Source organism: Acidovorax sp. HMWF018 (assembly GCF_003061035.1).
In the GTDB taxonomy this organism is placed as follows: Bacteria; Pseudomonadota; Gammaproteobacteria; order Burkholderiales; family Burkholderiaceae_C; genus Acidovorax; species Acidovorax delafieldii.
The window spans coordinates 8,371-29,500 of sequence record NZ_QAIM01000265.1; the positions used below are offsets into that span (position 1 = coordinate 8,371).

General features: G+C 62.9%; 24 protein-coding genes. 6 read left to right on the plus strand and 18 right to left on the minus strand.

Annotation, left to right across the window (positions count from 1 at the left end):
* Positions 1-175: 175 nt before the first annotated feature.
* From rplS to rpsP, 4 genes are all read right to left on the minus strand, one after another.
* Positions 176-559, minus strand: a complete 384-nt coding sequence (gene rplS / locus DBR23_RS09740; protein ID WP_056061081.1) for a 50S ribosomal protein L19 — start codon at positions 557-559, stop codon at positions 176-178.
* Positions 560-687: 128 nt separating this feature from the next.
* Positions 688-1,446 carry a tRNA (guanosine(37)-N1)-methyltransferase TrmD gene (gene trmD / locus DBR23_RS09745; RefSeq protein ID WP_108498110.1) on the minus strand — a complete coding sequence of 253 codons (759 nt, stop codon included), beginning with the start codon at positions 1,444-1,446 and terminating at the stop codon, positions 688-690.
* Positions 1,447-1,470: 24 nt separating this feature from the next.
* A complete protein-coding gene (gene rimM, locus DBR23_RS09750) occupies positions 1,471-2,043 on the minus strand; it encodes a ribosome maturation factor RimM (protein ID WP_108498111.1) in 573 nt (190 codons plus the stop codon).
* Between the two features lie 74 nt (positions 2,044-2,117).
* Positions 2,118-2,369, minus strand: coding sequence for a 30S ribosomal protein S16 (gene rpsP, locus DBR23_RS09755; protein ID WP_015013104.1), 252 nt, complete (start codon positions 2,367-2,369; stop codon positions 2,118-2,120).
* Between the two features lie 145 nt (positions 2,370-2,514).
* Here rpsP and DBR23_RS09760 point away from each other — a divergent pair, with 145 nt between their 5' ends.
* Both DBR23_RS09760 and DBR23_RS09765 read left to right on the plus strand, forming a co-directional pair.
* Entirely contained in the window at positions 2,515-3,036 is a 522-nt protein-coding gene (locus DBR23_RS09760) for a GNAT family N-acetyltransferase (protein WP_056061071.1), read from the plus strand.
* Between the two features lie 10 nt (positions 3,037-3,046).
* The gene (locus tag DBR23_RS09765) at positions 3,047-3,493 is read left to right on the plus strand and encodes a TM2 domain-containing protein (protein WP_056747484.1); all 447 of its coding nucleotides are present in this window, start codon (positions 3,047-3,049) and stop codon (positions 3,491-3,493) included.
* 117 nt (positions 3,494-3,610) lie between these two features.
* Here DBR23_RS09765 and DBR23_RS09770 read toward each other — a convergent pair whose 3' ends face one another.
* From DBR23_RS09770 to DBR23_RS09780, 3 genes are all read right to left on the minus strand, one after another.
* Positions 3,611-4,621, minus strand: a complete 1,011-nt coding sequence (locus tag DBR23_RS09770) for an inorganic phosphate transporter (RefSeq protein WP_056747483.1) — start codon at positions 4,619-4,621, stop codon at positions 3,611-3,613.
* A 19-nt stretch (positions 4,622-4,640) separates the two neighbouring features.
* Complete coding sequence (locus DBR23_RS09775) at positions 4,641-5,288, minus strand: DUF47 domain-containing protein (protein ID WP_055403060.1); 648 nt, start codon at positions 5,286-5,288, stop codon at positions 4,641-4,643.
* A 178-nt stretch (positions 5,289-5,466) separates the two neighbouring features.
* On the minus strand, positions 5,467-5,829 hold the full coding sequence (locus tag DBR23_RS09780) for a DMT family protein (protein ID WP_015013099.1): 363 nt from the start codon (positions 5,827-5,829) through the stop codon (positions 5,467-5,469).
* Between DBR23_RS09780 and DBR23_RS29935 the strand changes: the two genes are divergently transcribed.
* Positions 5,759-6,058 (plus strand): hypothetical protein, encoded by a 300-nt coding sequence (locus DBR23_RS29935; protein ID WP_199227680.1) that lies wholly within the window; start codon positions 5,759-5,761, stop codon positions 6,056-6,058. The genes DBR23_RS09780 and DBR23_RS29935 overlap by 71 nt on opposite strands.
* Here DBR23_RS29935 and DBR23_RS09785 read toward each other — a convergent pair.
* The 8 genes from DBR23_RS09785 to DBR23_RS09820 form a co-directional block, all read right to left on the minus strand.
* Positions 6,043-6,771 (minus strand): ABC transporter ATP-binding protein, encoded by a 729-nt coding sequence (locus DBR23_RS09785; RefSeq protein ID WP_056061060.1) that lies wholly within the window; start codon positions 6,769-6,771, stop codon positions 6,043-6,045. The genes DBR23_RS29935 and DBR23_RS09785 overlap by 16 nt on opposite strands.
* 2 nt (positions 6,772-6,773) lie before the next feature.
* Positions 6,774-7,568, minus strand: a complete 795-nt coding sequence (locus DBR23_RS09790; RefSeq protein ID WP_056061058.1) for an ABC transporter ATP-binding protein — start codon at positions 7,566-7,568, stop codon at positions 6,774-6,776.
* A 20-nt stretch (positions 7,569-7,588) separates the two neighbouring features.
* Positions 7,589-8,665, minus strand: coding sequence for an ABC transporter ATP-binding protein (locus tag DBR23_RS09795; protein ID WP_056061055.1), 1,077 nt, complete (start codon positions 8,663-8,665; stop codon positions 7,589-7,591).
* Positions 8,666-8,678: 13 nt separating this feature from the next.
* Complete coding sequence (locus DBR23_RS09800; RefSeq protein ID WP_056061051.1) at positions 8,679-9,608, minus strand: branched-chain amino acid ABC transporter permease; 930 nt, start codon at positions 9,606-9,608, stop codon at positions 8,679-8,681.
* 357 nt (positions 9,609-9,965) lie between these two features.
* Entirely contained in the window at positions 9,966-11,321 is a 1,356-nt protein-coding gene (locus DBR23_RS09805; protein WP_108498112.1) for a replication-associated recombination protein A, read from the minus strand.
* A gap of 96 nt (positions 11,322-11,417) precedes the next feature.
* Positions 11,418-12,050: an outer membrane lipoprotein chaperone LolA gene (gene lolA, locus DBR23_RS09810; RefSeq protein WP_108498113.1), complete on the minus strand. Its 633-nt coding sequence runs from the start codon at positions 12,048-12,050 to the stop codon at positions 11,418-11,420.
* Between the two features lie 44 nt (positions 12,051-12,094).
* Positions 12,095-14,431: a DNA translocase FtsK gene (locus DBR23_RS09815; protein WP_056061046.1), complete on the minus strand. Its 2,337-nt coding sequence runs from the start codon at positions 14,429-14,431 to the stop codon at positions 12,095-12,097.
* Between the two features lie 73 nt (positions 14,432-14,504).
* Positions 14,505-15,182 carry a Crp/Fnr family transcriptional regulator gene (locus DBR23_RS09820; RefSeq protein ID WP_108498114.1) on the minus strand — a complete coding sequence of 226 codons (678 nt, stop codon included), beginning with the start codon at positions 15,180-15,182 and terminating at the stop codon, positions 14,505-14,507.
* A gap of 185 nt (positions 15,183-15,367) precedes the next feature.
* Here DBR23_RS09820 and trxB point away from each other — a divergent pair, with 185 nt between their 5' ends.
* The 3 genes from trxB to rpmG all read left to right on the plus strand — a co-directional run bounded on the left by trxB (position 15,368) and on the right by rpmG (position 16,918).
* Entirely contained in the window at positions 15,368-16,321 is a 954-nt protein-coding gene (trxB, locus tag DBR23_RS09825) for a thioredoxin-disulfide reductase (RefSeq protein ID WP_056061042.1), read from the plus strand.
* Between the two features lie 181 nt (positions 16,322-16,502).
* Entirely contained in the window at positions 16,503-16,736 is a 234-nt protein-coding gene (rpmB, locus tag DBR23_RS09830) for a 50S ribosomal protein L28 (protein WP_010463481.1), read from the plus strand.
* A gap of 11 nt (positions 16,737-16,747) precedes the next feature.
* The gene (gene rpmG / locus DBR23_RS09835; RefSeq protein WP_008904999.1) at positions 16,748-16,918 is read left to right on the plus strand and encodes a 50S ribosomal protein L33; all 171 of its coding nucleotides are present in this window, start codon (positions 16,748-16,750) and stop codon (positions 16,916-16,918) included.
* Positions 16,919-17,169: 251 nt separating this feature from the next.
* Here the strand turns inward: rpmG and DBR23_RS09840 are convergent, their stop codons facing one another.
* The 3 genes from DBR23_RS09840 to DBR23_RS09850 form a co-directional block, all read right to left on the minus strand.
* Positions 17,170-18,384, minus strand: coding sequence for a fatty acid desaturase (locus DBR23_RS09840; RefSeq protein ID WP_108498115.1), 1,215 nt, complete (start codon positions 18,382-18,384; stop codon positions 17,170-17,172).
* Between the two features lie 131 nt (positions 18,385-18,515).
* On the minus strand, positions 18,516-19,790 hold the full coding sequence (locus DBR23_RS09845; protein ID WP_108498116.1) for an RsmB/NOP family class I SAM-dependent RNA methyltransferase: 1,275 nt from the start codon (positions 19,788-19,790) through the stop codon (positions 18,516-18,518).
* Positions 19,791-19,894: 104 nt separating this feature from the next.
* On the minus strand, positions 19,895-21,130 hold a 1,236-nt coding region (locus tag DBR23_RS09850; protein ID WP_233250372.1), incomplete at its 5' end, for a M48 family metalloprotease.

Sequence of the window (21,130 nt, forward strand, 5' to 3'; positions counted from 1 at the left end):
ACCACCGGCACCGTGCGAGGGTCAAAGTCGGGCAGGCTCGACAGAGGCGCAATGACCGATGAGACAGCAGGAGGAGAAGAAGGGTTCACAAAAAGCAGGTTCCACGGACCAAAAAAAAGCCGCTACAGGCATATGCTGTAGCGGCTTGTCAGGACAGGCCCTCGCCTTGCTTGAATTAAGCGGCGGTAGCAGCAGCCTTGACGCGCGAAGGCAGCTTTTCCTTGATACGCGCCGACTTGCCGCTGCGGTCACGCAGGTAGTACAGCTTGGCACGGCGCACGTCACCGCGGCGCTTGACTTCGATGCTGGCGATCAGCGGGCTGTAGGTCTGGAACGTACGCTCCACGCCTTCGCCGCTGGAGATCTTGCGCACGGTGAAGCCGCTATTCAGGCCGCGATTGCGCTTGGCAATCACCACGCCTTCGTAGGCCTGCACACGCTTGCGGGTACCTTCCACCACGTTCACGCTCACGATGACGGTGTCACCAGGGGCGAATTCGGGGATGGTCTTGTTCAAGCGGGCAATTTCTTCCGCTTCCAGGGTCTGGATCAGGTTCATGTGAGTTTCCTAGTGATCTTGTCCGCGCCAAAAATGGCTGCGTCGGGATTGACGTCTCAGTGTTTTGCGGGAGAACTCCCAGTCAAAACGGCCGGCCAGAGGATCGAAAAGCCTTTGATTATAGCAATTCAGCCGAGCTTGGCCAATACAGCTTCATCGGCGGGCGCCAAACGCCCCGCTTTGCGCGCGGCATCGATGAGATCAGGCCGGTGGCGGGCCGTGGTGGCCAGGCGCTGATCACGCCGCCAGCGCTCGATCTGCGCATGGTGACCCGACATGAGGGCCGCTGGCACCTGCTGCCCTGCCCACTCTTCGGGCCGCGTGTAATGCGGGCAGTCCAGCAAGCCATCGAGCGCGGGATTGAAGCTGTCGAGCTGGTGGCTGCCCTCATCGTTGAGCACCCCGGGCTGCAGGCGCGCCACGGCGTCCAGCAGCGCCATGGCAGCAATCTCGCCGCCCGAGAGCACGAAGTCGCCCAGGCTCATCTGAACATTCACATAGGTGTCAATGAACCGCTGGTCTATGCCTTCATAGCGTCCACACAGCAACACGGCCCCCTCGCTGGCAGACCAGCGCTCCACGGCGGCGTGGTTCAGCGACTCGCCAATGGGGGAAAAAAGAACCAGCGGCGCCTCGCCGCCCTCGGGCTCACCACGCTCTGCCCGGATGGCCGCAAGGCACCGCACCAGGGGCTCGGCCATCATCACCATGCCCGGGCCACCGCCAAACGGGCGGTCATCCACCCGGCGGTAGTTGCCGTCGGCGTAGTCGCGCGGGTTCCACAGGCGCACATCGACCTGGCCGCTGGCATAGGCGCGCCGGGTCACACCGCTCGCCAGGAAGGGCGCGAACAGCTCGGGAAAGAGGGTGATGATGTCAAAGCGCATAGGGCGCGGCTCGTGACGGCTCGGTCAGTAGTCGGGCTGCCAGTCCACGGTGATGCGTTTTTCAGCCAGATCCACCTTGTCCACGAAGGCCGAGACAAACGGAATCATGCGCTCCTGTGCCTTGCCGTCCTGCTCATAGGCCAGCACCAGCACGGCCTGTGGACCGGTGGACATCAACTCGCGCACCTCGCCCAGCGCCACACCTTCACGGTTGAAGACCGACAGACCGATCAAATCGACCCAGTAGTACTCGTCTTCGGAGGTGGATGGAAAACTGGATCGCGGCACAAAAATCCGCGCACCGCGCAACGCCACAGCACCATTGCGGTCATCAATGCCCTGCGCCCAGGCCACCACGGAGTCCGAATGATCCTTGGCCTGGCGGATGGGCAGCAGCACGGTGCCGCTGAAGGTCTTGGCACCACGCTCGGAAGGCTGCAAATACCAGCGTTTGGACGAAAAAAGCGCCTCGGGATTGCTGCTGTGCGACAGCACCTTGAACCAGCCCTTGATGCCCCAGGCATCTGCGATGCGCCCCACTTCAACGGCGTCGGCAGGCAGTTCTGCGGGTTCGAGGGTCAACGGTGTGGTGGCCATGGCAGTGAGTCCAGAATGAGAAAAGGGCGGGTTCCGCCAGACCAGCCGACGGAACCCGCCCTTTTCAGGGAGCTTTAAGCAGCCTTCTTGGCGGCTTGCTTGATCAGGCGGTCCACCGTGGGGGAGGACTGGGCGCCAACGCCCACCCAGTAAGCCAGACGGTCTTGCACGATGCGCAGGCCTTCTTCAGATTCCTTGGCGGTGGGGTTGTAGAAGCCGATGCGCTCGATGAAGCGGCCATCACGGCGCACGCGCTTGTCAGCAACGACGATGTTGAAGAAAGGACGGCCCTTGGAGCCGCCGCGGGAGAGTCGAATGACGACCATGATTTATCCTTCGGGTGGTGAACTCCGGCAACATTTGCCGTAAGCCACAGTGTTCGCAACCATATTCGCAACGCTTGAGACACGCGACATGGCCACCCGGCCAGCGACACGCTGCAAAGCCTGCGATTATATCCATTTCCCCAAAATGCCCTCTATCCGCCCCAGCACTGACAGCGATATTCCTGCCATCACGGCCATTTACCAACACCATGTGCTCCACGGCACGGGCACCTTCGAGATAGATCCCCCCTCCGAAGCCGACATGGCAAGCCGCCGCGCTGACGTGCTGGCGCGTGGCCTGCCCTGGCTGGTTGCGGAGAAAGACGGTCAAGTGCTGGGCTTTGCCTATGCCAACTGGTTCAAACCCCGCCCGGCCTACCGTTTCTCGGCCGAAGACTCGATCTACGTGGCCGATCAGGCCCGCGGCATGGGCCTGGGCCGCAAGCTGCTGGCCGAGCTGGCGGTACAGGCCGAAGCGGCTGGCGTGCGCAAGCTGCTGGCGGTGATTGGAGACTCTGCCAACGCAGGCTCGATCGGCGTGCACCGGGCCCTGGGCTTCACCGATGTGGGCATCATGCGCTCGGTGGGCTGGAAGTTCGGCGCCTGGCGCGACATCGTGCTCATGGAAAAGACCCTGGGCGCGGGCGACACCACTTCTCCCGAATAGCGCGGCACCCATGAAAAACAAAACCGTAGCCGCCTGGCTCGCCTTTGTCGGCGGACCTCTGGGCCTGCACCGCTTTTACCTTCATGGCCTGTCCGACATGCTCGGCTGGTTGTTGCCCATCCCCACGGCGCTGGGCATCTATGGCATTCAGCGGGTGCAACAACTCGGCCAGGACGACCACTACAGCTGGGCGCTGATACCGCTGCTGGGCTTCACGATTGCCGCCTGTGCGCTGCGTGCCATCCTGTACGCGCTGATGACACCCGAGGCATGGAATGCGCGCTACAACCCCAGCGCCGCACCAGACGCCGCGCCGGGCAGGACGCAATGGATCACCGTGGGCGCCATCGTGGTGTCCCTGCTGATCGGGACCACGGTACTGATGGCCAGCCTGGCGTTCAGTTTCCAGCGGTACTTTGAGTACCAGATCGAGGAAGCGCGCAAGATCTCGCAGTGATCCGCTGGCAGGCGCCAATGCAAACGCCCCATCGAATTCACACTCAATGGGGCGTATGCACTAGTGTTGATTGCCTTGAATGCTATCTATTCAATAGCATTCACGGCAACTCCGCCATCAGAACAGCTGCAGGCTGATCCAGTAGGCGACGGCGGCCACAAAGGCGCTCGCCGGGATGGTCAGAATCCACGCCCAGATAATGTTGCCGGCAACGCCCCAGCGCACGGCGCTGGCGCGCTGGGTGGAGCCCACACCGACGATGGCGCCCGTGATGGTGTGCGTGGTGGACACCGGAATGCCGAGCGTGGTGGCCAGGAACAAGGTCAGCGCCCCGCCCGTTTCGGCACAGAAGCCGCCCACAGGCTTGAGCTTGGTGATCTTCTGGCCCATGGTCTTCACAATGCGCCATCCGCCAAACATGGTGCCCAGGCCAATGGCCACGTAGCAGCTGATGATGGCCCAGGTGGGGGGCGAGGCATCAGACGCCGACGAATACCCCGTGGCAATCAGCAGCAGCCAGATGATGCCGATGGTCTTTTGCGCATCATTGCCGCCGTGCCCCAAGCTGTAGGCGCCGGCAGATACCAGCTGCAACCGGCGGAACCACTTGTCCACCTTGCTCGGGCGCGTGCGCCTGAAGATCCAGGCCACGGCCACCATCATGAGCGAGCCCAGCGCAAAACCCAGCAGCGGCGAGACAAAGATGAACGCCACGGTCTTGAGGATGCCCGCCGAGATCAGCGCGCCCGCGCCAGCCTTGGCAATCACAGCACCCACAATGCCGCCGATGAGGGCGTGCGAGGAGCTGCTGGGGATGCCGTAGTACCAGGTGATCACGTTCCAGGTGATCGCGCCCACCAGGGCGCCAAACACCACGTGCGTGTCCACAATGCCGGGCTGCACGATGCCCTTGCCCACCGTCGCTGCCACGCTCAGGTGAAAGACAAAAATCGCCACAAAGTTGAAGAAGGCGGCAAACAGCACCGCCTGCGCGGGCTTGAGCACGCCGGTGGAGACCACCGTGGCGATCGAATTGGCCGCGTCGTGGAACCCGTTCATGAAGTCGAACAGGATTGCCAGGGCCACAAGCAGAACCACAACCCAGAGGGCCGTCTGTACGGTTTCCATACTGGTCAGCCTGCGCGGATCAGGAGTTCTCGAGGACGATGCCCTCGATGCAGTTGGCCACGTCCTCGCACTTGTCGGTGATCGTCTCCAGCAGTTCGTAGATGGCCTTGAGCTTGATCACCTCGCGGACATCGGGCTCCTCGCGGAACAGCTTGCTCATGGCGCTGCGCATCACGCGGTCGGCGTCGGATTCGAGCTTGTCGATCTCCTCGCAGGTCTTGAGCGCGGCCTCGGCAACGGCTGGGTCGGCGATCTTGTCGAGCAGCTTGACGGCATCGCGCAGGCGCTCGCAGCACTTGAGACTCAGGTCCGTGAGGCGGGTGATTTCTTCCGTCATGTGGCGCACGTCGTACAGCGCCATGGTTTCAGCCGAGTCCTGGATCAGGTCGGCCACATCGTCCATGGTGTTGATCAGCGTGTGGATCTGCTCACGGTCGATGGGGGTGATGAAGGTCTTGTGGATGGCCTTGTTCACCTCGTGCGTCACTCGGTCGGCGGCACGCTCGGCGTTGTCCACATCCTGGTTGTACTTGTCGCGCAGGTGCGGGTCGCTGTAGTTGGCCACCAGTTGCGAAAAGGCCCGGGCCGCCTCGACGATGCGGTCCGCATGCTGGTTGAACATTTCGAAAAAATTGCCTTCGCGTGGCAACAGCTTGGCAAACAGCATGGAGACTCCTGGATCGGGAACGAATGGTGAGAAAAGGCCGCGCCATGACAGAACCATGACGCTTTCGTGACCCGGCGAGTTTAACCGTGCGCCCTGCAGGGACTGATGCCGCTGCCTCATGCAGTCATGCGCACGGCGCCGTGGGCGACGACACGCCGTCCGTTCAGGCCCTGTGCCTTCAGGCGCCCCGGAAGATGAAATACACCGCCCCCACCAGACACAACCCCGCCCAGAGGTAGTCCCACTTCAGGGGTTGCCCCATGTAGAACACGGCGAAGGGCACAAACACGCCCAGCGTGATGACCTCTTGCATGATCTTGAGCTGCCCCACGTTGAACTGGGTGAAGCCAATGCGGTTGGCCGGCACCTGCAACAGGTATTCAAACAGCGCGATACCCCAGCTGACGAGGGCCGCGACATACCACGGCGAAGACGCCAGGTTCTTCAGGTGGCCGTACCACGCAAAGGTCATGAAGATATTGCTGGCAGTGAGCAGCAATACCGTTTGCAAAGAAATAGGCAGGGATTGGAGCGCGTTCATGGTGGAGCGGCAGGCTGGGGAAGTGAACGAAGCGGCCGATTATGAACAAAACCGATCGATTGTGCTGGTGTTACATACCTTGTCAGCTATATTTTTAATAGCAATTTACTGCAACACCACCCCCACCAACAGACATAAAAAAAGGCACTCCCGAGGGAGTGCCTTGCTGGACAGCCGCCGCACCACACCAGCGGTGCGCAGGCTTTCGGTCGCTTATTCGCCCAGGTAGGCAGCGCGCACCTTGGGGTCGTTGAGCAACTGCTGGCCAGGGCCCGACATGGTGATCAGGCCGGACTCCATCACGTAGCCGCGGTCGGCAATCGCCAGCGCGCGGCTGGCGTTCTGCTCCACCAGCACGATGGTCACGCCCAGCGCGTACACGTCGCGCACCACTTCAAATATCTTGTCCACCATGATGGGGGACAGGCCCATGGAAGGCTCGTCCAGCAGCAGCACCTTGGGTTGGCTCATCAGCGCTCGGCCCATCGCCAGCATCTGCTGCTCACCGCCCGACATGGTGCCGGCCAGCTGGTCCTTGCGCTCGCGCAGGCGCGGGAAAATGGTGAACATCTTCTCGATGTCAGCCAGGATGCCGGCCTTGTCGGAGCGCGTGTAGGCGCCCATTTGCAGGTTTTCGGTGATGGTCATGCGCGCAAACACGCCACGGCCTTCCGGCACCATCACCAAGCCCTTCTTCACCAGGTCCCAGGCGCCCTTGCCCTTGATGCTTTCGCCCAGGTACTCGATATCGCCGTCGTTCATGGCCAGGGTGCCAGTGATGGCCTTCATGGTGGTGGTCTTGCCCGCACCGTTGGAGCCGATCAGCGAGACCAGCTCGCCTTCACGCACTTCGAAGTCCACGCCCTTCACGGCCTGGATACCGCCGTAGGCCACTTTCAGGCCCTTGACCTGCAGCAGTACCTTATTGGATTTTTCGGCCATTCTCAATGTCCTCCGGTGCCCAGATAGGCCTCAATCACTTTTTCGTTCTTCTGCACTTCGGCAGGGTTGCCTTCGGCGATCTGCTTGCCATAGTCGAGCACCGTCACACGGTCGCACAGGCCCATCACCAGCTTCACGTCGTGCTCGATGAGCAAGATGGTGCGGTTGTCTTTGCGGATGCGGTCGATCAGCTCGCGCAGCAGCACCTTCTCGGTGGCGTTCATGCCGGCGGCGGGCTCGTCCAGCGCAATCAGTTGCGGATCGGTGGCCAGGGCCCGGGCGATCTCCAGGCGGCGCTGGTCGCCGTAGCTCAGGGTGCGCGCCTTGTAGTCGGCAAACTTGCCAATGCCCACGTAGTCGAGCAGTTCCTGTGCGCGCTTGGCGATGGCCAGCTCTTCTTCCTTGAAGCCCTTGGTACGCAGCACAGCGCCCAGCAGGCCAGACTTGGTACGGATGTGGCGGCCCACCATCACGTTTTCCAGTGCCGTCATTTCTGCAAACAGACGGATATTCTGGAAGGTGCGCGCGATGCCCGCCTTGGCCACTTCATGCACGGCCGTCGGCTCGTAAGGCTTGCCAGCCAGTTCAAAGGTGCCGCTGTCGGGGGTGTACAGGCCGGTGATCACGTTGAAGAACGTGGTCTTGCCTGCGCCGTTGGGGCCAATCAGGCCATACACCTGGCCTCGCTCAATGGTGATGCCCACGTCGGAGAGGGCTTGCAGGCCGCCGAAGCGCTTGGAAATGCCCGCAACCCGCAGCACCACGTCGCTGGCTGATTTCTGAATGTTCTCTGCCATGTTCTAACTTTCTGCGGTGTTCAGGTCTTCTGCGTGAGGCTCTTGCCATGGTCGGGCGCAGGCCACAGACCACGGGGACGCATCAGCATGATGATGATCATGGCCAGCGCGATCAGCAGCTGGCGCAGGATGGCGGAGTCCAGGCGACCGTCCGTCATGGCCTGCAGAGGGCCTGCCACATAGCGCAGCACTTCGGGCAGGGCCGACAGCAGCACGGCGCCCAGGATCACGCCAGGAATGTGGCCGATACCGCCCAGCACCACCATGGCGACGATCATGACCGACTCCATCAGGCTGAACGACTCGGGCGACACAAAGCCCTGGAACGCACCGAACATCGCACCCGACACGCCGCCGAACGAAGCCCCCATGCCGAAGGCCAGCAGCTTCATGTTGCGGGTGTTGATGCCCATCGCCTTGGCAGCGATTTCATCTTCACGGATGGCCATCCAGGCGCGGCCGATGCGCGAGTCCTGCAGGCGGTAGCAGATGATGATGGACACCACCACCAGGGTCAGGAACAGGTAGTAGTACAGGGTGACGGAATTGATGTCGAAACCGAACACCTCCAAGCGCTTGCCAAGGTCCAGGCCAAAGATCTTGACCGAGTCGATCTGGCCCAGGCCCTTGGGGCCGTTGGTCAGGTTGACCGGGTGGTCCAGGTTGTTCAGGAAGATGCGGATGATTTCGCCGAAGCCCAGCGTCACGATGGCCAGGTAGTCACCGCGCAGCTTCAGCGTGGGCGCCCCCAGCATGGCGCCAAAGAACGCCGCTAACAACGCCGCCACCGGTATCACGATCCACAGCGAGGTGTGCAGCCCGTTGGGGAACATAGCGGCAAACGCCGCAAAGTTGTCCGCCAGGTGCGGCGAAGCCATCAAGGCAAACAGGTAGGCGCCCACGGCGTAGAACGCCACGTAGCCCAGGTCCAGCAAGCCGGCGTAGCCCACCACGATGTTCAGGCCCAGGGCCAGCAGCACGTACAGCAGGGCCAGGTCGGCAATACGCACCCAGGCGTTGCCGAAGGATTGCAGGATCAGCGGCAGCACCAGCAGCGCGACGGCGCCGATGATCCAGTTGGTTTTGGTGTTCTTCATGGTGTGAGGCTCCTCAGGCGCGATCGGCCACACGCTCACCCAGCAGGCCCGAGGGGCGCAGCGTCAGGATGATGATGAGCACGATGAACGCAAAGATGTCGGTGTAGTGGCTGCCCAGCAAACCGCCCGTGAGCGTGCCGATGTAGCCGGAGCCGATGGCTTCGATGAGGCCCAGCAGGATGCCGCCCACCACCGCACCGGCCAGGTTACCGATACCGCCGAACACCGCCGCCGTGAAGGCCTTGAGCCCCGGCAGGAAGCCCATGGTGTGCTGCGCCGTGCCGTAGTTGGAGGCATACATGATGCCGGCGATGGCCGCCAGGATGGCGCCGATGATGAAGGTGGCCGAGATCACCATGTCGGGCTTCACGCCCATCAGGGAGGCCACGCGGGGGTTCTCCGCCGTGGCGCGCATGGCGCGGCCCAGGTTGGTGTGGTTGACCAGATAGACCAGGGAAGCCAGGGCCACCGCCGTCACCCCCAGGATCAGGATCTGGGTGGGAGTGATGTAGGCACCACCCAACTGGAACGGCGTGCTGGGCAGCAGCGTGGGATAGGGCTTGTAGTTGGGCTTCCAGATGATCATGGCCAGCGTCTGCAGCAGGATCGACATGCCAATGGCAGTGATCAGGGGGGCAAGACGGGGGCTGGTGCGCAGTGGCTTGTAGGCCACCTTTTCGATCACGAAGTTGAGCGTGGCAGCGACCACGCAGGCGATGAGCGTGGCCAGCAGCAGGATGACCCAACCCGGCGCGCCGGGCATGGCAGCCTGCATCATTCCAATACAGCTCCAGCTGGTGAGGGCGCCGATCATGAGCACCTCGCCATGGGCGAAATTGATGAGTTGAATAATGCCGTACACCATCGTGTAGCCCAAGGCTATCAAGGCGTACATGCTGCCGAGTACCAGACCGTTGATGATCTGTTGCAGCAAAATGTCCATAAGAGAAGTCCTTCGTTTGTGACGTACCCACCGCTTTGGCACCGGAATCGGTACAGCCTTGTGGGCCCGACTGCCATCTAGCAAAAAACCCGCCAGGAATGCAGCTGTGCGGGTTTGTGGACGGGATTGTAGCGAGTAGTCACAACCGCCCCAATCCAAGCCGGGCGGGGTTTTCCCTCGGGTTTTGGTCACATCAGCGCGCCACGCACTGCATAAGGAATTTTGATGCACGCAAGATAATTGATGTGCAAACTTATTACCTTGATCATGCAGAATCGGCATAAAGCAGGCTGCGCAGCACCTTGGGCCTGCCGCAGGACATGCGCGGCCACCTCGCCCCACCGAGCAGGTCTCGGATCAGGAGGCGGTGTCTGAATCCTGAAGGCCGGGAGGGGCTGCTGCGGCATTGCGTTCGCGCAGCTCACGCAGCTTCAGGGCAATCTTGATTTCGAGACCCCGCTCCACGGGCTGGTAGAAGCCGGGCTCTGGCATGCCTTCGGGCAGGTAGTTCTCCCCCGCCGCAAAGCCACCCTCTTCGTCGTGGGCGTAGCGGTAGCCCTTGCCGTAGTCGAGCTCTTTCATCAACTTGGTGGGCGCATTGCGCAGGTGCATGGGCACCGGGCGTGTGCCATCCTGTTTGACCCAGGCCCGCGCCGCGTTGTAGGCCTTGTAGACCGCGTTGGACTTGGGCGCCACCGCCAGGTACACCACGCATTCGGCCAGCGCCAGCTCGCCCTCAGGGCTGCCCAGGCGCTCGTACACCTCGCTCGCGTCCAGTGCCAGGCGCAATGCGCGCGGGTCGGCCAGGCCCACGTCCTCGGCTGCCATGCGCACCAGCCGGCGCGCCATGTAGCGGGGGTCAGCACCGCCGTCGAGCATGCGCACCAGCCAGTACAACGCAGCGTCGGGGTCAGAGCCCCGCACCGATTTGTGCAACGCGCTGATGGTGTCGTAGAACTGCTCGCCGCCCTTGTCGTAGCGGCGCATGCGCTCGCCCAGCACCTTGAGCAGCCAGACATCGGTGATCTCGGAAAGCTTCTCCTGCGCAGCCGCCATGGCCAGGGTTTCGAGCGTGTTGAGCAGGCGGCGCGCGTCGCCATCGGCATAGGCCACCAGGCGGTCGATTGCTACACCTTCGATAGCAGGCAGCGCATCTTCTTCCTGCGCCAGGGCCACAATCTGCTTCAAATCTTGCTCAGACAGCGGCTGCAGCACGTAGACCGCCGCTCGCGACAGCAGCGCGGAATTCACCTCAAACGAAGGGTTCTCGGTGGTGGCGCCAATGAAGGTGAACAGGCCTGATTCAACGTGTGGCAAGAACGCGTCTTGCTGACTCTTGTTGAAGCGGTGCACCTCGTCCACAAACACGATGGTGCGCTGCTGCATCAACCCATCGCGCGCGGCATGGGCCTGCTCCACCGCCTCGCGAATGTCCTTGACCCCGCCCAACACGGCGCTGATGCTGATGAACTGCGCATCGAACGCATCAGCCATCAGGCGCGCAATGGTGGTCTTGCCCACTCCAGGTGGGCCCCACAGGATGCAGCTGTGCGGTCGGCCGGACTCGAAGGCCAGGCGCAGCGGCATGCCCGGGCCCAGCACATGCTGCTGCCCGATCACCTCGCCCAGCGTGCGGGGCCGCAGGCGTTCAGCCAGGGGCTGGTGGGTGGAGGGGTGTGCCGGAGAAGGGGCGGAGGCACCGCGTGCTGCCATGTTCGTATCCTGTCTACAGTACGCTGATTTTCAAGCCAAATTGGCTTCTAGCGCCCAAAAATCATGCGTTGGCAGCTATTATTTCAAGAGCAGAAACTACTGCTTCACCACATCAGCCCCTGCCGGAGGCTTGAACTGGAACGTGCTGGCAGGCAGCGCCGCATTGGCCTGCATACCGGTAAAGCGAATCAGCGAGCGCTGGCCAAAGCTGTCCAGAATGTCCAGGGCCGCCAGCTGCTCGCCCGCAAAGCCCACACGCACGCTCTTGAGCTGGCCGTCCTTGGTCCTGGGGCTGGCCAGCACCCACTGCAGGCCGTCCGCATCCGGCGAGGCCTCCAGCTTGAACTCGGCCTTCAGCGCCGACAGGTCCGGCGCGGACGCCAGCAGCGCAGCGGGCGTGCTACCCAGCGCCTGGGACTGCGAGCGCTGCGTGACCTGATTCAGGTCCACGTCGTACAGCCACAAAGTCTGGCCATCAGCCACGATGGTCTGCTCAAAAGGTTTTTTGTAGACGAACTTGAAGCGCCCGGGGCGCTGGAACTCAAAGCTGCCGCTCGATGTCTTGGTGCGCGCGGTCTGGCCGTCCTTGGGGGGCGAGGTCACAGTCTGGGTGAAGTCGGCCTTGCCCGTCTGCGTGCCCTTCATGAAGGATTCCAGGCTTTTCAGCCCGTCAGCGCTAGCCATGCTTGCCGCAGCAGCTATCAAAATTGCAGTAGCGATCTTTTTCAACAGAAACTCCTGTGGGGTAGGGTCCGGCCTTGTGGTCCGGCCGATCATTCGCTGCGGTTGGGTACCAGCACTTCACGCTGGCCGCTGGTGGTCAGGCCACTGACGAGTCCGGCCTTCTCCATGTCTTCCAGCAGCCGCGCCGAGCGGTTGTAGCCAATGCGCAGCTTGCGCTGCACGTAAGAGATGCTGGCCTTGCGGTCTTTGAGCACCACTTCGACGGCTTGGTCGTACATGGGGTCCTTCTCGCCCCCTTCGCCGCCACCGCCCTCCCCTGACAGATCACCCTCGCCATCCACAGTTCCACCTTCGAGCACGCCTTCTATGTAGTCCGGCTCCCCTTGTTCCTTGAGGTAACTGACGACACGGTGTACTTCTTCGTCCGACACGAAGGCGCCATGCACCCGGATCGGCAGGCCCGTGCCACTGGCCATATAGAGCATGTCGCCCATGCCCAGCAGGGCTTCGGCGCCCATCTGGTCGAGGATGGTTCGGCTGTCGATCTTGGAGCCCACCGAGAACGCGATGCGGGTGGGAATGTTGGCCTTGATCAGGCCGGTGATCACGTCCACGCTGGGGCGCTGGGTGGCCAGGATCAGGTGGATGCCCGCCGCGCGCGCCTTTTGCGCCAGCCGGGCGATGAGTTCTTCTATCTTCTTGCCCACCACCATCATCAGGTCGGCCAGCTCGTCGATGATGACCACAATGTGCGGCAGCCGCTGCAGCGGCTCGGGCTCTTCGGGCGTGAGGCTGAAGGGGTTGTAGATGAACTCTTCCTTGGCCTTGGCCTCGTCGATCTTGGTGTTGTAGCCCGCCAGGTTGCGAACGCCCAGCTTGGACATGAGCTTGTAGCGGCGTTCCATCTCGGCCACGCACCAGTTCAGGCCATGCGCCGCCTGCTTCATGTCGGTGACCACGGGCGCCAGCAGGTGCGGAATGCCTTCGTAGACCGACATTTCCAGCATCTTGGGGTCGATCATCAACAGACGCACATCGCGCGCCTCGGCCTTGTACAGCAGCGAGAGGATCATCGCGTTGATCCCCACCGACTTGCCCGAGCCCGTGGTACCGGCCACCAGCACGTGCGGCATCTTGGCGAGGTCTGCCACTACCGGGTTGCCCACGATGTCCTTGCCCAGGCCCATGGTGAGCATGCTCTTTGCCTCATGGTAGACCTGCGATCCCAGGATTTCGGACAGGCGGATGGACTGCCGCTTGGCGTTGGGCAGTTCTAGCGCCATGTAGTTCTTGCCGGGGATGGTCTCCACCACGCGGATCGACACGAGGCTGAGCGAGCGCGCCAGGTCCTTGGCCAGTCCCACGATCTGCGAACCCTTCACGCCCGTGGCGGGCTCGATCTCGTAGCGTGTGATCACCGGGCCGGGCATGGCCGCGACCACGCGCACTTCCACGCCAAAGTCCTTCAGCTTTTTCTCGATGAGCCGGCTGGTCATCTCCAGCGTCTCGGGGGCCACGGTTTCCTGGCGCTGCAGAGGGCCATCCAGCAGGTCCACCAGCGGCAGCTTGCTGTCCGGCATCTCGGTGAACAGGGGTTTCTGGCGCTCTTTCACCACACGGGTGCTCTGTGGCACATCCACCAGAATCGGCTCGATGATTTGCACGGGCTCTGGGTGGTGCACCTCGCTTTCGGTGCGCTCCTCCAACACCACCACTTCGCGCTCGCGGGCCGCCTTGCGGCCCACGGCGACGTCCTTGGCCACCTCGCGTTTTGCCAGGCGCGCCTGTACCAGCGCATCAAGGCGCCCTCCGAGAAACTCCGCCACATGGCCCCACGAGAAGCGGAACACCAGCGCCGCCCCCGCCACCGCCAGCACGATCGCCAACAAGCCGGAGCCCGTAAATCCCAGCCACTTCACGCCAGCTGGCCCCACCAGGTACCCCAGCACGCCACCCGCATGCCCAGGCAGGAACGATTCAAACCGGTACAAACGCGACCATTCCAGCGCCGTGCTGGAACACATCAGCACCACCAGTCCACCCCAGAACGTGGCCCGGCGCACCAGAGGGCTGGCGGCGCCTGCCACCACTTCGCCTCCGCGCATCCAGCGCGCCAGCGACGACAGCCAGGCCCGCACGCCAGCCGCCACGCACCACCACACTGAAAACCCCAGCGCAAAGTAGCTGCCATCGGCCAGCCAGGCGCCAAAGCGCCCCGCCCAGTTAGCAACGGAGCGCGCGTCGCGGGCACCCGAGGTGGACCAGGCCGCATCCTGGGCCGAATAGCTGACCAGCGCAAGCAGCCAGAAAACCAGGGCCAGCAAGCCCACCACCAGGGCAATTTCGTGGCCAAAACGGGCGGCGCCCGTGCGGGGCGGCGACTTGGCCGCCGCCGATGCATTCAGGGTATTGAGGGAATAGGTCATAAACGTGCGGGGTGAGCTTACCCCATGCGTTGCGCTGGGCGCACCACCCGGCGCAGGGTCCGCCCCCCGGATTTCAGCCCAGCGCGTTCAGCCGGTCCTTGAGCAGGGTAGCCCCGCTGGGCAGCGCCTCGATGAAGCCGCGCTCCTCCAGGTCTTTCATCACGCGGCTGACCATTTCGCGGGAAGCTCCCACCATCTTGGCCAGGTCCTGGCGGGAGATTTTGTCCTTGATCAGCAGCTGCCCCTGCGCATCGGGCACCGCAAAGTCCAGCAAGGCATGGGCCACACGGCCGTACACATCCAGTAACGCGAGTGACTCAATCTTGCGATCAGCATGGCGCAGGCGCTTGACCAGCCCGCGCATCACCACTAGCGACATGGACGCGTTCTCGGTGAGGCAACGTGCAAACTCCGCACGCCCCAGCATCAGCACGTCGGTCTGCACCTCGGCACGCACAGTGGCCGAGTGGGGTTCGTTGTCGATGATGCTCATCTCGCCCAGGTAGTCGCCCTGGGCGAGGGTGGCAAGAATCACCTCACGCCCCCGGCTGTCCGAGGTCATGACCCGGGCGCGCCCTGTGAGCAGGATGTACAGGGCATTGGACTTTTGCCCCTGCTCCACCAGCGCCTCGCCCCGCTTGAAGCGGCGTTTGATCACTGCGCCGCTGATCACCTCGGCCTGCGCCACCGTCAGCAGCGAAAACAAAGGTACCCGGCGCAGCAGGTCGAGGTTGGACAACATCGTGGACATGCAAACATCTCCTTTCAGGGGTGCGACCCAACCGGAGCCGCAACGGGTTATCAATGGGTTCTTACAATCACCGTGATTGAAAACGGGGCCACTCTCGCGAGCGGACGCCGGTTGATACTCGGCGGCTCAACCCCAGCTTTCCCAACAGCGCCCCATGTAGCGGGCGCAAAACACAGGCTTTTACCATGTCCACCACCCAACACGCGAAAGTTCTGATCCTCGGCTCGGGCCCTGCGGGCTACACCGCAGCGGTTTATGCCGCCCGTGCCAACCTGAACCCGGTGCTGATCACCGGCATGGCCCAGGGTGGCCAGCTGATGACCACCACCGAGGTGGACAACTGGCCTGCCGACGTGCACGGCGTGCAGGGACCAGAGCTGATGCAACGTTTTCTGGAGCACGCAGAACGCTTCAAGACCCAGATCATCTTCGACCACATCAACAAGGTCGATTTCAGCAAGCGGCCCTTCACACTCACCGGCGACAGCGGTACCTACACCTGCGACGCATTGATTCTGGCCACTGGCGCATCGGCCAAATACCTGGGCCTGCCTTCGGAAGAAGCCTTCATGGGCAAGGGCGTGTCCGGCTGCGCGACCTGTGACGGCTTCTTCTACCGCGAGCAGGATGTCTGCGTGGTCGGTGGCGGCAATACAGCGGTGGAGGAAGCGCTGTACCTGTCGAACATCGCCCGCAAGGTCACCCTGGTGCACCGCCGCGACAAGTTCAAGGCCGAACCCATTCTGGTGGACAAGCTCAACGAGAAAGTGGCAGCGGGCAAGATCGAGCTCAAGCTGTTCCACACTCTGGACGAGGTGCTGGGCGACAACACGGGCGTGACCGGTATCCGCATCAAGAGTACAAAGGACGGCAGCACGGAAGACATCAAGCTGCAAGGTTGCTTCATCGCCATCGGCCACGCGCCCAACACCGAGATCTTCCAGGGCCAGCTGGAGATGGAAAACGGATACATCATCACCCAGGGTGGGCTCAAGGGTTTTGCCACACAGACCAGCGTGCCCGGCGTGTTTGCCGCAGGCGACGTGCAGGACCATGTGTACCGCCAGGCCATCACCAGCGCGGGCACCGGCTGCATGGCCGCGCTGGACGCCCAGCGCTTCCTTGAACAAGAGTCTTGATGAAAAAATGAGCTGCAGGTTATAATCTGCGGCTTTGCTGAATTCGGCCCGTTTTTGCGGTCCTCCGAAACCGGCAAATCGGGTTACCGCCACCCTTTCTGGCGAGGTGAGGCCGCAAGCCAACCTGGGCACACAGCCCAGGGCTCAGCGAACGGCCGTTAATCAGTATCGGAGTGTCCTCATGGCACGCGTCTGCGACGTAACGGGCAAGAAGCCCATGACGGGGAACAATGTTTCCCACGCCAACAACAAAACCAAGCGCCGGTTCCTGCCGAACCTGCAATACCGCCGTTTCTGGGTCGAGACCGAAAACCGTTGGGTGCGCCTGCGTGTTTCGAGCGCTGCCCTGCGTTTGATCGACAAGAACGGTATCGACTCGGTGCTCGCAGACCTGCGTGCCCGTGGCCAGGCTTAAGGAGTAGCACCATGGCAAGCAAAGGCGGACGCGACAAGATCAAGCTGGAATCCACTGCGGGTACCGGTCACTTCTACACCACGACCAAGAACAAGAAGACCATGCCCGAGAAGATGCTGATCATGAAATTTGATCCCAAGGCTCGCAAGCATGTGGAATACAAGGAAATGAAGCTGAAGTAATTCAGTCTCTTTCCTGTCATTCGAAAAGCCGCCCGGCATTCAGCCCGGCGGCTTTTTTCATGGCTGCAATCCATGCAGCCCGATGACTACAGCACCGCCTCCCGCCATCGACGACTTGTTCCCCACCAACTTCGAGCGCCAGCAGGCCCACAGCCAACAAAAAACCGCTGAGGGCACAAAGCCCTGCAGCGGTTTATGGGGAGGTGCGTCGGGGTCAGTGGTCCGACCGACAGCGCCACCAAGGCATTACATCAGGCCCGTGCCGCGCGCAAACTGATGGAGAACTCGCGCAGAGTGGCAATGCCGCTCTCCTCGGCGCGGCGGCACCAGGCCTGCAAGTCGGCAGTGAGTTGCTCACGGGATTGCGAGGTGTTGAGCCACAGCTGACGCAGTTCTTCGCGCATGGTCACCATCTTGTCCAAGGCCGGATGCGCAGCGCGGGCCTGAGCCAGCTGGGGCAAGGCCCCCGCCGGCACCTTCTCGGCATCGCGATGCAGCCAGCGCTTGGCGGCCTTGAGCACCGATACATCGGCCTGACGGGCCTGCAGCGCGGCAATCTCATCCTTGCACGCCTTGCGCACACCACGCGCATAGCCCGCCATCACTTCATAGCGGTTGGCGATCAAGGCCTCCAGCGTCTTTTCATCAGCCACCGGCTTGACATCGCCCAGTTGCAACTTGGGTGGCACCTTCTTCACGGTAGCCCAGCCGATTTTCTTCATGAGGCTGATGTACACCCAGCCAATGTCAAATTCATACGGCTTGACCGAGAACTTGGCCGACGTGGGGTAGGTGTGGTGGTTGTTGTGCAGCTCTTCGCCGCCAATGATGATGCCCCAGGGCGACAGGTTGGTGCTGGCGTCCTGCGCCTCAAAGTTGCGGTAGCCCCAGTAGTGGCCCACACCGTTGACCACCCCTGCTGCCCAGAACGGAATCCAGAGCATCTGCACCGCCCACACCGCGGCGCCCAGGGCGCCGAACAGGGCCAGGTTCAGGATGAGCATGAGGCCCACGCCTTGCCAGCCGTAGCGGGTATACACATTGCGCTCCATCCAGTCATCGGGCGTGCCGTGGCCGAACTTCTTGATGGTTTCCATGTTCTTGGACTCGGCGCGGTACAGCTCGGCGCCGCGCCACATCACCGTGTCCAGCCCGCGGGTCTGCGGGCTGTGGGGGTCATCCACAGTTTCACACTTGGCGTGGTGCTTGCGGTGGATGGCCACCCATTCCTTGGTCACCATGCCGGTACCAATCCACAGCCAGAAGCGGAAGAAATGCGAGGGGATGGCATGCAGGTCCAGCGCGCGGTGTGCCTGCGCGCGGTGCAGGAAGATCGTGACCGCTGCGATGGTGATGTGGGTCGTGGCAAGGGTGTACAACACGATCTGCCACCAGGCCAGGTTCCACAACCCATTTCCAAGCCAGTCAATGGCGGCATTCAGTACAGCCCAGTCGGGTAACAGCATATTCACAAAAACCTTACTACAGAGAACCTGCTCACCAACGAAGCAGCTATTTCATTTTAGAGGGCCTGCCTCTGAAAGGATCAGGGAAATCCAGCGTGTTTACGCTGGTTTAGAGCCCTACCCCCAGCATTTCAGTCCTTCTTGGCCCAGATGGCGGCAAAAAACCCGTCGGTCTGATGCAGATGGGGCCATAAGCGCAAATAACCACTGCCCGATGCACCCCCGCTGCACAAACCCTTGGCCCCCTCGACCTTGAGCTGCTCCAGCAGTTCACCAGCATCCAGCAGCTGGAAGTCGGGGTGTGTTGCGCTGAAGGCCTCGGCAATGGCCTCGTTTTCTTGCGGCAGGATGCTGCAGGTGGCATACACCAGACGGCCGCCCGGCTTGAGCAGGCGGGCTGCGCTGTCCAGGATGGCCGTCTGCTTGGCCACCAGCTCATCGATGGCCTTGGGCGACTGGCGCCATTTGAGGTCGGGGTTGCGCCGCAGGGTGCCCAGGCCCGAGCAAGGCGCGTCCACGAGGACGCGGTCGATCTTGCCCGCCAGGCGCTTGACGCGGTCGTCGCGCTCGTGGGCGATGGCGGCGGGGTGCACGTTCGACAGGCCGCTGCGGGCCAGGCGCGGTTTGAGCGCATCCAGGCGGTGAGCTGACACGTCAAAGGCGTACAGCCGCCCAGTGCTGCGCATGCTCGCGCCAATGGCCAGCGTCTTGCCCCCAGCGCCAGCGCAGAAGTCCACCACCATCTCGCCACGCTTGGCGTCGAGCAGCAGGGCCAGCAGCTGTGAGCCCTCGTCCTGTACCTCGATGGCGCCCCGCGTGAAGGCATCGAGCTTGGTCAGCGCGGGCTTGTCGTCAATGCGCAGGCCCCAGGGTGAATACGGTGTGGGATGCGCCTTGATGCCAGCTTTGGCCAACTCCTTTTGCACATCGGCGCGCTTGTCCTTGAGGGCATTGACGCGCAAATCCAGGGGGGCGCTCTGGGCCAGACTTTCCACCAGCGGCCAGAAGCCATCGCCCAGCTGGTCCTTCAGGGGCTTGACCATCCATTCGGGCAGGTTGTGGCGATGGCGCTCCATCAGGTCATCGACCGTGACCGCATCGCACTGGTCCAGCCAGTTTTTCTCCTGGTCGGTCAACGCACTCTTGAGGAAATCGCGCGGGCCATAGAAACCCAGGATGGCCAGGCGGCGCTCCTTAGGACCCGAGCCTGACGGGGCCATGTGGTCAAACAGGAGCTTCTTGCGCAGAACGGTGTAAACCGTTTCAGCCAGCGTGGCGCGCTCGCGCGGCCCCAGGCCCCGGTTGTCGCGGAAGAAACGCGACACCACCGCGTCGGCGGGGTGTTCAAACGTGAGGGTGAGCCTGACCAGTTCGGCGCAGGCGTCGAGAAGAACTTTGGGATGCATCCCGCGATTGTCCCATTCCCGGCCAACCTGGCGACAGTGCCCCCACCCGCCCAATGCGGGAGCCAAACCTCAACGGCCAAGTCGCTCCATGCACGGCCTGCGCGTCAACGGGTATAGATCGGCTCGAACGCCGAGCGCTCGATCTGCTGCAGCGTCGGTGACTCGCCCGCCCACAGCACCAGCGCGGGGCCGGGCAGGCTCAGGTTACGCTCCAGCGCGCGGCACAGGTGGTAACGGCTTTCATCGTCCATGCCCGGCAGCTCGACAAACACCAGGTAGGCCCTGCGCTGGAGGTACTCGCGCAGGTTCTTGCGCACCAGCCAGCAGCGGGCCAGAGGAGCGCAGCGGGCCAGTTCGGATTGCAGTTCGGCCAGCTCGAAGGAGCTGAGGTCGTGCCGCACGATCTGGCTGAAGAACGAGGTGCCCGACAGCTCTTCCCAGGCCCGCTCTTCGGATTCTTGCGCGCGTTCCAGCCGCTTGCGCCACTGCTTGAAGGCGGCTGCATCGTGGTCCAGCCCCAGGCGTGGGGTCTCCAGCTCGGCCAATGCCGTGCGCGCGGCCCAGTAGCGGTCGCTGCTGCCTGTTTCCCACAACCGGTGCAGCAGCTGGAGCTTGCCCTCCCGATCATCGTCCGCCAGGCAAGGCACCAGTCCACGCAGCGCAGCGGGGTATTCGGGGCTGCGCTGCAGGGCCAGCTCGTACAAGGCGCGCACATCGGCATGCGGGTCCAGGTGGCGCTTGAGGCGGGCCAGTTCCACCAGGTCGGCCGCACTGCTCTGTGCCGTCGATGCACCCAGGGCCTCGGCACGTGCGCGCACGCGCCCCAGCCAGGCGTGGTGCTGCTTCCATTCGCTGGCATTGTCGCGGCACCACTGCTTGTCGAAATGGGCCACCCAGCGCTTGGCATCCGGCCCCAACAGGGCCAAAGCGTTGCCGCGCGACCAGTCAGGCAGCGTGGGCGTGGCATCCAGTGCCTCGATGCGGTCGCGCAGGCCGGGGTGGGTGTCGTCCAGATTGCTCAAGCGCTTGAGCGCCTGGCGCAAGGCGTCGTTGGCAAAGGCTGCATCGGGGGCCTTGGCCAGGGCACGGCGCATGCTGCGGTAAGGCCCCACCGGCAACGGACTGCCCGCCGCGGCACACCAGTGGCTGCCCCAGAACTCTGCCTGCAGCCACGCGCCCCGGATCTCGATCTCGGCGAGGGCCGCAGCGGTCACGTCGCGGCCCAGCAGCTTGCCAGCGATCCGGTCGGCTTCGTATTCATCCTGGCGGGCCAGCGCAAAGGTCTTGGCAGAGAAACGCGGAAAGTACCAGCGCATGAACAGCTGGGTGGCGGCAGCGAC